Here is an 11,232-nt window from a genome sequence, read left to right as displayed (position 1 = left end):
TTTATTTCTTTGTATAATAATTTAGTAAAAGAGTAGCTAAAAGCACCCCGCTTTTAGAATTTAATTTTGCAAGCTCATAGCCTTCATAAAAAAACTCTAATTCTTCAGCATTAAAATCTTTATATTTCACACATTCTTTAGCAAGTAATGCGATTTGATCCATAAGTTCATTTTTATCCAAATTTTCATTTTTTTGCAAAAAATCAAAAAGCATTCTTAAATCCATTCTTTTAAGATCTAAATCAAGTTTTTTAACTTCCTTTTCAACTTTTCTTTTTTCACAAATAAGACGTGATTTTATAGTAGGTAAAAGTAAATTTTTAGAAGGTACCACAATAAGAAATTTAATATTTTTTGGAGGTTCTTCGAGAAGTTTAAGTAAAAAATTTTGTGCTTCTATCCTATAAGAATCCGCCATTAAAACAATAATTTTTTCTTCGGTTTCTGCGATATAGCTTTCTTTTTCAACTGCTCTTGCATCATCAAGTAAAAATTCATTTTGTGGCATAAAAAATCTTAATTTTTTAATACCAAAATTATTAATCATTTCTTCTTTAATACCTAAAAAATCTTCACTGATAATAATCTTACTAATAAACAAAATATTTATCCTAATTGCACCTTGGAAAATAATATTGCATCCAAACTTACATCAAAAAGTTGATATAAACTAATAAGCTTGATATCCAAGTCTTTATCTTTAGAATTTAAATAAAAACTATCTTGTAACTGCTCATCAAAAAGCCACAATAAACTATCATCTCTTGATTTAGCGATTAAAGATTTATTATCAGAAGCACTTCCTATGTAAAAATACACATAACCATTAGGAAAAGAAATGTCAAGCAAGTCATTAAGTAAAGCTATATCTTCTGAACTTTGTACTTTCTTCTTGCATAAAGAATTTAACGACACAAAAGGAAGCATGGGACGAGCGGCTTTTGAATTTATATTTTTTAAAAAATACTCTTCATACCAAGATCTTTGTTCATCGCACATTAAGACAAAAGTGCGTCCCTCTAAAAGATATTTAAGTCTTGCAGCCATCAAAGGAGCCCATTCTAAACGACGCGACTCCAACCATGCCATAAAAGCTCCGCCATTGCGAATATTTTCAAGAGTAAAACTTAAAAAATCACTCATTTATTTATCAAGTCCGTAGCACTCATGTAGTGCTCTAACTGCAAGTTCTCCGTATTTTTCATGAACTATCATTGAAATTTTTATTTCACTAGTAGAAATCATACCGATATTAATCCCCTCATCAGCTAAAGCTTTAAAAGCTTTACTTGCCACTCCTGAATGTGATTTCATGCCTACACCGACTATAGAAACTTTTACTACGGCACTATCACTTTCTATAGTTGTTTTTGAGCTTAAAATTTTTTGCATAGCATTTTTAGCTAATTCAAGTTCATTTTGAGGAACCGTAAAACCCAAATTTGTAGCGCCATCAACTCCAACATTTTGTATAATCATATCTACATTAATATTTTCATTTGCTAAAACAGAAAAAATTTCAGCTGCGATTCCAGGCTTATCTTCTACATTTCTTAAAGTCACTCTTGCTTGATTTTTATCCAAAGCAATACCACTTACTAAAGCTTGTTCCATTCCATCTTCCTTTGTTATCATTGTTCCTTCGTTATTGTTAAAACTACTTCTAGTTACTAAGTTAACATTTAATTTTTTTGCAAGCTCTACAGAGCGATTTTGCAAAACTTTTGCACCCAAACTTGCAAGTTCAAGCATTTCTTCATAAGAAATTTTATCCAATTTCTTTGCCTTTGGTTCAATTCTTGGATCTGTTGTATAAACCCCATCAACATCGGTATAAATTTCACACAAATCCGCATTTAAGGCACCTGCTACCGCCACAGCACTTAAGTCGCTTCCACCACGCCCTAAGGTAGTTACATTACCTTCCTCATCTACACCTTGAAAACCTGCTATAACAACTATTTTACCATTTTGAAGTTCTGATTTTATCGCTTTTGTATCAATATGATGAATTCTTGCCTTTGTAAAAACACTATCTGTAATAATTCCCGCTTTTCTCCCAGAAAATGATATAGCAGGATAACCCTTTTCATTTAAAGCGATGGAAAGTAAAGCGCTTGTTACACGCTCTCCACTGCTTAAAAGCATATCCATATCTTTACCATTAGGAGTTTTACTAAAATATTCAGCTTGCTCGATAAGAGTATTTGTCACCCCACTCATTGCAGATACTACAACAACAAGTTGATTACCTTGTTGTACACTTTGGATAACCCTATTGGCTACTGCTTCGATACGCTCAAGTGTTCCAACGCTTGTTCCACCATATTTTTGAACTATAAGCATTTTAGATATAACCTTTCTCTTCAAAATATTTGATCACTCTAACATAAATATTTTTTTTGAAATGATTAATCATTTCAAAAATTTGTTTAACACTCACAAATTGATAATCATCAAATTCAGGATGCTTGGTATTGATATTGATTGTAGCACCGTGCTTTAAACGCACTAAAAAATATTTTTGAATCTGTCCATCATAAGGATACATTTTTTTAACAATTTTACTCGGAAAATCATAACTCAACCATTCTGGATACTCAGCAATGATTTCAACCTCATCAGTGCCTATTTCTTCTTTTAGTTCTCTAAATAAAGCGTTTTTGACACTTTCACCTTTATCAATACCTCCTTGTGGAAATTGCCAAATATTATCCATATCACTTCTTTTAGCTATAAAAATCTTACACTCAAAAGGATAAGAACTTGATAAAACAATAGCTGCAACATTTGGTCTATAATTTTTCTCGTTTTCCACAATATTTTTCCTTAAATCTCAAGAATATAATTTTAACCTAAATCAAATCAAATTTTTATTAAAATACATTAAAAATTTAATAAAATATTTTAGGGTTTTTATGTATTTTTATATCCATATTCCATTTTGTGAAAGCAAATGTAATTATTGCGCTTTTACAAGTTTGAAAAAAAATGATTATGAAAAAGCTTATTTTCAGGCTTTAAAAGAAGATATTGTTTTTCAATTAAAACAATTTAACATTCAATCAAATCAAATTAAAACCTTATTCATAGGCGGAGGAACACCAAGTTGTGTCGATGCGTATAATTATGAAGATATTTTTAAAATTTTATATCCCTTACTAGATAAAAATGTAGAAATTTCATGCGAAGCTAATCCCAACTCAGCAACATTAAATTGGCTTAAAAATATGAAAAATTTAGGAGTTAATCGCATTTCTTTTGGAGCTCAAAGTTTTCATCCTAAAAAACTTCACTTTCTTGGAAGAATTCATAATCAAGAAATGATTATCAAAGCATTAGAAAATGCAAATAAAGTAGGTTTTAAAAATATCAATTTAGATCTTATTTATGATACAAAATTAGACAATAAAAAAATGCTTGAATTTGAACTCTTACACTTAAAACAAATCAAGGCTTTAATCACACACCTTAGTGCTTATAATTTAACCATAGAATCAAACACAGCCTTTGCCAAAAAAGAACATTTCAAAAAAAATGCTCCTAATTTAATGAAATTTTTCATCAAACAACTTCTAGAGCTTGACTTTTTTCAATATGAAATCAGTAATTTTTCAAAAACCAAAGCCCAAATTTGCAAACATAATCTTGCTTATTGGCAAGGAAAAAACTACCTAGCTTGTGGATTAAGTGCGGTAGGATTTTATGAAAATAAGCGTTTTTATACAGCAAAAAATTTAAAAAATTACATAGAAAATCCTACTTTTAGATCTATAGAGCAACTAAGCTCCAAAGACTTGAATTTAGAACATCTATTTTTAGGACTTAGAAGTATAGTAGGGATTGATGAAACAAAACTCAATCAATGGCAAAAAGACAAAATAAATATATTATTAAAAGAAAAAAAACTTTTTTACAAAAATAAAAGATATTTTAATCCTAATTTTCTCATTAGCGACGAACTTGCTTTATATCTCTCATCTTAAATTTAAGTTTTTTAAGTAAAATATTTATTTAAAATATCAAATCAAAGAGTAACGATTAATGAGTTTTGGTGAAATTATAGTTATTTTAGTTGTAGCGATTTTAGTCTTAGGGCCTGATAAACTTCCAGAAGCTATAGTACAAATAGCAAAAATTCTAAAGGCTGTAAAACGCAACATAGATGATGCAAAATCAAGCATAGAAAAAGAAATACGCATCAATGACTTAAAAGAAGAGGCTAAGAAATACAAAGATGAATTTTCAAGCACTAATGAAAATATACGCAAAAAACTCAGTTTTGAAGAATTTGATGACCTTAAAAGAGATATTTTAGATAAAACAAAGGTAGATTTAACCTTTGATAGCAGAGATAATAACGTAAAAAATAACCTTAGCGGACAAAATTTAAATACAGAAGAAAAACCAAATCTTAGCAAATTAGAAACACAAGATAAAACGGAAAAATAAATGTTTGAAGAATTAAGACCTCATTTAATAGAACTTAGAAAACGCCTTTTTATAAGCGTTGCTTGCATTGTAGTTATGTTTATTGTATGTTTTGCTCTACGAAGCTATATCTTAGATATTTTAAAAGCTCCACTTATAGCTGTTTTACCCGAAGTAGCCAAACATGTGAATGTAATTGAAGTACAAGAAGCCTTATTTACCGCAATGAAGGTTAGTTTTTTTGCAGCCTTTATCTTTTCTCTACCTGTGATTTTTTGGCAATTTTGGAAATTTGTAGCTCCAGGACTTTATGATAATGAAAAACGCCTTGTGGTGCCTTTTGTTAGCTTTGCAAGCATTATGTTTGCCTTGGGGGCTTGTTTTTGCTATTTTGTTGTAGTGCCTTTGGCTTTTAAATTTTTGATTAATTTTGGTTTAAATGAAGATTTTAATCCTGTGATTACCATAGGAACTTATGTAGATTTTTTTACGAAAGTTGTTGTGGCTTTTGGCTTAGCTTTTGAAATGCCTGTAATTGCCTTTTTCTTTGCTAAAATCGGACTTATAGATGATAGTTTTTTAAAACGCCATTTTCGCATAGCTGTTTTAGTTATTTTTGTTTTTTCAGCCTTTATGACTCCACCTGATGTTTTATCTCAATTTTTAATGGCAGGACCACTTTGCGGACTTTATGGACTTTCTATTTTAATTGTTCAAAAGGTAAATCCTGCCCCAAAAGATAAAGAAAGCGATGAATAAAGACTTACTTCTTTCAAGCTATGATTACACTCTAGCTAATAAACTCATAGCCAACTATCCTGCAAATCCAAAAGAAGATGCTAAGCTTTTGGTTTTTGATCGCAAAAACAAAGAAATTTTTCACACTACTTTTAAAAATTTAAAAGACTTTTTACCCGACTGCGCGATTTTTTTCAATGATACCAAAGTTATTAAAGCAAGAATTTATGGCAATAAAGCAAGCGGAGGAAAAATAGAGCTTTTCTTACATCAACCTTTTTTAAATTCTCACAATCCGCTTTTTCTAGCTCAAATTAAAGGGCGGGTTAAAAAAGATGAAATCTTATATTTTAAAGAGGATTTAAAAGCGCGCGTTGTAGAACTTTTAGATGATGGTCTTCGAAAGGTTCAATTTTTTCAAAATGATAAAACCTTAGACACCTCAAATCTTTACAACCTGCTTGACAAGATAGGACATATACCCTTGCCTCCTTATATTAAAAGGGAAGATGAAAAAAGCGATTTGAAAGATTATCAAAGTATCTTTGCAAAAAATTTAGGTGCAGTGGCTGCTCCGACTGCAAGTTTACATTTTAGTGAGACTATGCTTGAAAATTTAAGAAAAAAACACGAAATTTATCATTTAACCTTACATGTAGGAGCTGGAACCTTTAAAAGCGTGGAATGTGAAAATATACAAGAGCATAAAATGCATAGTGAATTTTTTAATATTCCGCAGCAAGCATGTGAAATTATAGATTCTAAACAAGCTATTTTAGGCGTAGGAACAACGGTAACAAGAACCATAGAATATTATGCAAGAACTAAAACAAAAAGCGGTTTTTGTGATCTTTTTTTACACCCGCAAAATCCACCTATAAGACAAAATCATCTTTTAACCAATTTTCATTTACCAAAATCTACTCTTATCATGCTAGTTTCAGCTTTTATCGGTAGAGAACAGTGTTTAAAACTTTATGAACTCGCCATAAAAGAAAAATATCGCTTTTACTCTTATGGCGATGCGATGTTAATCTTGTGATTTTTCTTTAAAATTTATTGCTATTTTAGCTTGAAGTTTTAGCCAATCTTTTTGAAGCATGATAGGAAAACCACCATAAACACGCCCGCCTTCTAAATTTTTACTCACACCGCCTCTTGCAGCTATGGTGCTAAAATCGCCTATTTTTAAATGTCCACTCGTTGCACTTTGACCACCCATAATAACATTGCGTCCTAACTCACTTGAACCTGAAATTCCAGTTTGCGCCACAATGATACAATTTTGACCTATATTGCAATTATGTCCGATTTGAACTAGATTGTCTACCTTAGTACCTGCTTTGATAATAGTGCTATCAAAAACTGCTCTATCTATAGTTGTACAAGCCCCTACTTCTACAAAATCTTCTAAAATCACATTGCCATTATGATAAATTTTATAATGTTCGCCGTTTTTATTGTGCGCATAACCAAAGCCATCGCTTCCTATTACACAATTGGCAAGCAAATGACATTTTTTACCGATTTTAGTGTCATTATAAATAACTGCATTAGGATGGATAATACTCTCATCACCAATGCTGACATTATCGCCTATATAAGCTCCTGCCATAATGATTACATTTTCACCGATATTTACATTATCACCTATATAAACATTAGGCATGATTCTTGCGCTTTTTGCAATATTTTGTACTTTTTCTTTAGCTGTGCTTATCAAAGGTTTAGCAAAAAGCTTGCTTAAAAAAGCAAAACTCAAATGTGGACTTTGAGTAATCAAAGCTTTAGTATCTTTAGGTACTAAATTTTCATATTCTTTAGATACTAAAATAGCAGCAGCTCCTGTGTGAGGTATATCTTTGGTATTTTTCTCACCATCACAATAAGTAAGCTCTGTAAAATTTGCTTTCAATAAAGAATTTAAAGCACTGATTTCTATATCCTCGCCTTTATATTCCAAGCTTAAAAATTCTGCTATTTCACTTAATTTCATTTAATCTCCATCAAAACAGATCCACTGCGAACTATATCACTAGGATTGTATTTTTTAATTGTTTTTAAAAAATTATCAATGCGATTTGCATCATCAGCAACCATTAAAAACAAAAAATTCTCATTGCTATTTGCAATAGTACCATTATAAGCTTTCAAAACGGCATCAAGTCCACCTAAATTTTCATTTAAAGGAATTTTCACCAAAGCCATTTCTTTGTCAATAAATTCCTCACTTTCTATCACTTTATAAGTAGGAATAAGCTTATGAAGTTGTTTGACTATCTGCTCAAAAGTTCTTTCATTTCCTGAAGTGACTATATTAATACGCGAAAATTCTTTATTTTCCAAAGGTGCTACTGTAAGCGAGTCAATATTATAGCCTCTTCCTGAAAAAAGTCCTACTATACGAGATAAAACCCCATGCTCATTTAAAACAATTACCGATAAAACCCTTCTCATTGTCTATCCTTTGCCTTTGGTAAAATCATATTATAAATCGCACCTCCTGCAGGTACCATAGGTAAAACATCTTCAAAACGATCAATTTTTACATTTAAAATAGAGGTTTTATCGCTTTTTAAAGCTTGGCTAAAAGCTTGAATGAATTCTTCTTTGTTTGAAATTTCATAACCTTCGCAACCAAAACCTTGAGCAATTTTGATAAAATCAGGCTGAGTATTTAAATCTGTTTGTGAAAAATGCTCTTTATAAAACATACTTTGCCATTGTCTTACCATACCTAAAAAGGCATTGTTTAAAATAATATTTATAGTTTTTATACCATACTCATGAGCAGTCATAAGCTCTTGGATATTCATCAAAACCGATCCATCGCCTACGAAATTAATCACCACTTCTTCACCCACAGCAAGCTTTGCACCCAAGGCAGCAGGTAAAGAATATCCCATAGTTCCTTGCCCTCCACTTGTTGCAAGTTGTCTTGGATAATTAAAAGGATAAAACTGTGCTACCCACATTTGATGCTGACCCACATCAGTAATAATCCTTGCATCTGGAGCCATTTTCGCACATTCTTCAATCACCCATTGCGGTTTTAAAATCTCATTGCTATCTTCATAAGAAAGCGGATAAAGTTCATTATAACGCTTTAAAGTTTCGCGCCATTCTTTAAAAATTGTATTAAAATTTTCCTTTTTAAGCTCTTCTAAAAGCTCTTTAAGAACTTCTTTAATATCTCCTACTATAGGATAATGTGCATTGATAATCTTTGAAATAGAACTAGGATCAATATCAACATGAACTATAGTCGCATGTTTAGCAAATTCACTTGTTTTTCCTGTAATCCTATCATCAAATCTTGCTCCTACACTCACAAGCAAATCACACTCACTTAAAGCCATATTAGCAGCATAGCTTCCATGCATACCTGCCATTTTAAGATTAAAAACATCATCACTTCTTAAAGTTCCAAGCGCCATTAAGGTTTCAACTGCTGGAATTTTTGTAAATTTTATAAGCTCTCTGATTTGCTCACTTGCATTAGAACTGATACAACCTCCACCCAAGTAAAATAAAGGTCTTTTTGCTTCTTTTAAAAGCTCTGCAAATTTTTTAATTTGCTTTGAGTTACCCTTATAAACGGGTTTATAAGTTTTCATAGAAATTTCTTTAGGATATTCCCAAAGTCCCAAAGTTGCACTTACATCTTTTGGCACATCTATATGCACAGGCCCAGGCCTACCACTTCTTGCTATATAAAAAGCCTCTTTTAAAATGCGTGGAAACTCTTCTATGCAAGTAACTAAATAATTATGCTTCACGCAAGGTCTTGAAATACCTACTGCATCAATTTCTTGAAAAGCATCTGTACCAATAAGAGAATTTGCTACCTGCCCTGAAATCAACACCAAAGGGATAGAATCACTATAAGCCGTAGCTAGACCTGTAATAGTATTTGTAAAACCTGGTCCGCTTGTAACTATAGCTACACCCACTTCTCCGCTCATTCTTGCGTAAGCATCAGCAGCATGCAAGGCCGCTTGTTCATGACGCACTAAAATATGTTTAAAATATTTTTGATTGTAAATTTCATCATAAATATTAAGTGCAGCGCCTCCAGGATAACCAAAAACAATTTTAACATTTTCTTCTTTTAAAGCCTCGCAAATCATTGCTGAACCGCTTAACTCTTTCATAATAACACTCCAAAAAATTATTGTAAAAGCTCTTTAAGTGCTAAATTAAGTCTTTTGCCATCAACACTCGCACCTAATTTTATTTTAGCTTCTTTCATTACCAAACCTTGTTCTTTTAGTGAACTTACACCCAATTCTTCTATAAGTTGTTTTAAGACTAAAGTTAACTCCTCATCACTTAGTTGTTTAGGCAGATAAATTTCAAAAAGACTTATTTCATTTTGTTCTTTTTGTGCTAAATCTTCACGATTTGCCTTAAGATAAAGTTCGATTGCGTCTTTGCGTTTTTTGATTTCACTTGCAATGATTTTATAAATTCTTTCATTATCTAATTCTATTCTTTCATCCACTTCTATTTGCTTAAAAGCTGCATTTAGAGTTCTTAAACTATCTCTTTTAAAATCATCTTTTTGTTTCATTGCCTCTTTGATATCGTTTAAAATTTGTTCTTTTAAAGTCATTTTTTTCCTTTTTAGTTAAAATTACAAGCTTTAAGGTTTAAACCAAAACCTTCTAAGCCTATATAGTCTTTATCACAACTTTGAGATAAAAGTTTAATTTCTTCTATACCAAAATATCTTAAAATCTGTGCTCCTATACCATAGTTTTTGTATTGAGTGGTACTGGATTTTTCTCCTTGCATGAAAACTATAACGCCACCATTTTCACTAAGAAATTTGATTTGCTCTAAAAGTTTTGAAAATTTATCTGAAGTTAAAAGCTCAAAATCACTACCACTGATATGAAATTTAACATTTTCGCATTTTTTGATATCTTTAAAGCAAAAAGCTATGTGTTGGGTTTGATTATGATCACTAAAGATAAATTTTTCTGCTTTAAAGCCTGCTAAAACACTTTGACTTTTTTCTTCAAGCTTAATAAGACTTTCATGTTTTAGGCGATATTCTATAAGATCGCTTACGGCTATCATATTTAAATCATGTTTTTGGCAAAAAATTTCTAGATCTTCTCTTCTTGCCATATCTCCATTATCTTTTACAATTTCACAAATCACACAAGCACCTTTTAATCCTGCTAATTTACAAAGATCAACCGTGCCTTCTGTATGACCTGTGCGTTCTAAAACCCCACCTTTTTTTGCGATTAAAGGATTGATATGCCCTGGTCTTACAAAATCACTCGCTTTAGCATTATCATCGGCAAAAATTTGTATAGTCATATTTCTTTCATAGGCGCTAACTCCCGTTGTAGTATCTTTTGCATCTACGGTTATAGTAAAAGCAGTTTCGTGGTTTGAAGTATTTTTAGGCACCATTAAAGGAAGTTCAAATTTTTTTGCTAAAGCTTCATCTAAGGCTACACAAACCACACCACGAGCTTCTTTTATCATGAAATTTACTTTTTCTTGGGTGCTAAATTGTGCAGGAAAGATTAAATCGCCTTCATTTTCTCTATCTTCTGCATCTACCATAACAAGCATTTTTCCTGCTTGTAAATCCTTAATTGCTTGTTCTACACTAACAAATTTCATCTTTATTTCCTTAAAATTTTTAAAATTATAACTTAAATTGCTTGACAAATAAATTAAAATTCATTATAATCACACTTTTAAAAAAATATTTATTGGGGTATCGCCAAGCGGTAAGGCAACAGGTTTTGGTCCTGTCATTCAGGGGTTCGAATCCCTTTACCCCATCCACTTCTTATTTTATATTTCAAATATCTTATATGCCGCGAAGTAGAGCAGTGGTTAGCTCGTCGGGCTCATAACCCGAAGGTCGGGAGTTCAAATCTCCCCTTCGCAACCAAATGTATTAATCTTTAATCCTCTTCACTTCTTTTTATTCGTATTAAAATAATTTAAAATAATTGTATTGTTATAATTTTTGTTGAGTTTTTAAAATACTTTAAAAGAATGATTGCAATCCAAAAAGAGTTTAACAACCTT

General features: G+C 31.3%; 13 protein-coding genes and 2 tRNA genes. 6 read left to right on the top strand and 9 right to left on the bottom strand.

Annotation, left to right across the window (positions count from 1 at the left end; all coding sequences use genetic code 11):
* Position 1: 1 nt before the first annotated feature.
* From ELQ07_RS04370 to ELQ07_RS04355, 4 genes are read right to left on the bottom strand one after another with little or no spacing between them, the layout of a single operon-like run.
* Positions 2-601, bottom strand: a complete 600-nt coding sequence (locus ELQ07_RS04370; RefSeq protein WP_002867699.1) for a DNA polymerase III subunit delta' — start codon at positions 599-601, stop codon at positions 2-4.
* A 5-nt stretch (positions 602-606) separates the two neighbouring features.
* Positions 607-1,143, bottom strand: coding sequence for a HobA family DNA replication regulator (locus ELQ07_RS04365; protein WP_002861289.1), 537 nt, complete (start codon positions 1,141-1,143; stop codon positions 607-609).
* Positions 1,144-2,346, bottom strand: a complete 1,203-nt coding sequence (locus tag ELQ07_RS04360) for an aspartate kinase (RefSeq protein ID WP_052823846.1) — start codon at positions 2,344-2,346, stop codon at positions 1,144-1,146. It lies immediately after the preceding gene.
* A 1-nt stretch (position 2,347) separates the two neighbouring features.
* Positions 2,348-2,818: an RNA pyrophosphohydrolase gene (locus ELQ07_RS04355; RefSeq protein ID WP_032581179.1), complete on the bottom strand. Its 471-nt coding sequence runs from the start codon at positions 2,816-2,818 to the stop codon at positions 2,348-2,350.
* A gap of 100 nt (positions 2,819-2,918) precedes the next feature.
* Between ELQ07_RS04355 and hemW the strand changes: the two genes are divergently transcribed.
* The 4 genes from hemW to queA are packed head-to-tail and all read left to right on the top strand — an operon-like array spanning position 2,919 to position 6,211.
* Positions 2,919-3,986, top strand: a complete 1,068-nt coding sequence (hemW, locus tag ELQ07_RS04350) for a radical SAM family heme chaperone HemW (protein ID WP_002933508.1) — start codon at positions 2,919-2,921, stop codon at positions 3,984-3,986.
* Between the two features lie 58 nt (positions 3,987-4,044).
* The gene (gene tatB / locus ELQ07_RS04345; protein WP_134224787.1) at positions 4,045-4,452 is read left to right on the top strand and encodes a Sec-independent protein translocase protein TatB; all 408 of its coding nucleotides are present in this window, start codon (positions 4,045-4,047) and stop codon (positions 4,450-4,452) included.
* Positions 4,453-5,190 (top strand): twin-arginine translocase subunit TatC, encoded by a 738-nt coding sequence (tatC, locus tag ELQ07_RS04340; protein WP_002856930.1) that lies wholly within the window; start codon positions 4,453-4,455, stop codon positions 5,188-5,190.
* Complete coding sequence (queA, locus tag ELQ07_RS04335; RefSeq protein WP_096703018.1) at positions 5,183-6,211, top strand: tRNA preQ1(34) S-adenosylmethionine ribosyltransferase-isomerase QueA; 1,029 nt, start codon at positions 5,183-5,185, stop codon at positions 6,209-6,211. Before tatC ends, queA begins: the two co-directional genes overlap by 8 nt.
* On the opposite strand, the gene lpxD is transcribed toward queA, so the two are convergent.
* Genes lpxD through ELQ07_RS04310 form a run of 5 tightly spaced genes read right to left on the bottom strand, consistent with a single transcriptional unit; the run spans position 6,200 to position 10,815 of the window.
* Positions 6,200-7,165, bottom strand: a complete 966-nt coding sequence (lpxD, locus tag ELQ07_RS04330) for a UDP-3-O-(3-hydroxymyristoyl)glucosamine N-acyltransferase (RefSeq protein WP_134224786.1) — start codon at positions 7,163-7,165, stop codon at positions 6,200-6,202. The genes queA and lpxD overlap by 12 nt on opposite strands.
* A complete protein-coding gene (gene ilvN / locus ELQ07_RS04325; RefSeq protein WP_002852211.1) occupies positions 7,162-7,626 on the bottom strand; it encodes an acetolactate synthase small subunit in 465 nt (154 codons plus the stop codon). Before ilvN ends, lpxD begins: the two co-directional genes overlap by 4 nt.
* A complete protein-coding gene (locus tag ELQ07_RS04320; RefSeq protein ID WP_070316908.1) occupies positions 7,623-9,323 on the bottom strand; it encodes an acetolactate synthase large subunit in 1,701 nt (566 codons plus the stop codon). The genes ilvN and ELQ07_RS04320 overlap by 4 nt, the downstream gene beginning before the upstream one ends.
* A 17-nt stretch (positions 9,324-9,340) precedes the next feature.
* Positions 9,341-9,784 (bottom strand): GatB/YqeY domain-containing protein, encoded by a 444-nt coding sequence (locus ELQ07_RS04315; RefSeq protein WP_002881863.1) that lies wholly within the window; start codon positions 9,782-9,784, stop codon positions 9,341-9,343.
* Between the two features lie 11 nt (positions 9,785-9,795).
* The gene (locus ELQ07_RS04310) at positions 9,796-10,815 is read right to left on the bottom strand and encodes a bifunctional 3,4-dihydroxy-2-butanone 4-phosphate synthase/GTP cyclohydrolase II (RefSeq protein ID WP_070316907.1); all 1,020 of its coding nucleotides are present in this window, start codon (positions 10,813-10,815) and stop codon (positions 9,796-9,798) included.
* Positions 10,816-10,908: 93 nt separating this feature from the next.
* Here ELQ07_RS04310 and ELQ07_RS04305 point away from each other — a divergent pair.
* Positions 10,909-10,983: transfer RNA gene (locus tag ELQ07_RS04305), tRNA-Gln, on the top strand.
* A 33-nt stretch (positions 10,984-11,016) separates the two neighbouring features.
* Positions 11,017-11,092: transfer RNA gene (locus ELQ07_RS04300), tRNA-Met, on the top strand.
* Positions 11,093-11,232 lie beyond the last annotated feature (140 nt).

The organism is Campylobacter sp. US55, assembly GCF_004378955.1.
Classification (GTDB): Bacteria; Campylobacterota; Campylobacteria; order Campylobacterales; family Campylobacteraceae; genus Campylobacter_D; species Campylobacter_D jejuni.
The sequence above is the reverse complement of the archived record's forward strand: the minus strand, read 5'-3'. Positions and strand labels throughout refer to the sequence as shown.

What these genes read in the sequence shown, in the direction of transcription:
- ELQ07_RS04365 (WP_002861289.1), bottom strand. Translation starts at nt 1,143, where the DNA reads ATGAGTGATTTTTTAAGTTTTACTCTTGAAAATATTCGCAATGGCGGA.
- ELQ07_RS04360 (WP_052823846.1), bottom strand. Translation starts at nt 2,346, where the DNA reads ATGCTTATAGTTCAAAAATATGGTGGAACAAGCGTTGGAACACTTGAG.
- hemW (WP_002933508.1), top strand. Translation starts at nt 2,919, where the DNA reads ATGTATTTTTATATCCATATTCCATTTTGTGAAAGCAAATGTAATTAT.
- tatB (WP_134224787.1), top strand. Translation starts at nt 4,045, where the DNA reads ATGAGTTTTGGTGAAATTATAGTTATTTTAGTTGTAGCGATTTTAGTC.
- tatC (WP_002856930.1), top strand. Translation starts at nt 4,453, where the DNA reads ATGTTTGAAGAATTAAGACCTCATTTAATAGAACTTAGAAAACGCCTT.
- queA (WP_096703018.1), top strand. Translation starts at nt 5,183, where the DNA reads ATGAATAAAGACTTACTTCTTTCAAGCTATGATTACACTCTAGCTAAT.
- lpxD (WP_134224786.1), bottom strand. Translation starts at nt 7,165, where the DNA reads ATGAAATTAAGTGAAATAGCAGAATTTTTAAGCTTGGAATATAAAGGC.
- ilvN (WP_002852211.1), bottom strand. Translation starts at nt 7,626, where the DNA reads ATGAGAAGGGTTTTATCGGTAATTGTTTTAAATGAGCATGGGGTTTTA.
- ELQ07_RS04320 (WP_070316908.1), bottom strand. Translation starts at nt 9,323, where the DNA reads ATGAAAGAGTTAAGCGGTTCAGCAATGATTTGCGAGGCTTTAAAAGAA.
- ELQ07_RS04315 (WP_002881863.1), bottom strand. Translation starts at nt 9,784, where the DNA reads ATGACTTTAAAAGAACAAATTTTAAACGATATCAAAGAGGCAATGAAA.
- ELQ07_RS04310 (WP_070316907.1), bottom strand. Translation starts at nt 10,815, where the DNA reads ATGAAATTTGTTAGTGTAGAACAAGCAATTAAGGATTTACAAGCAGGA.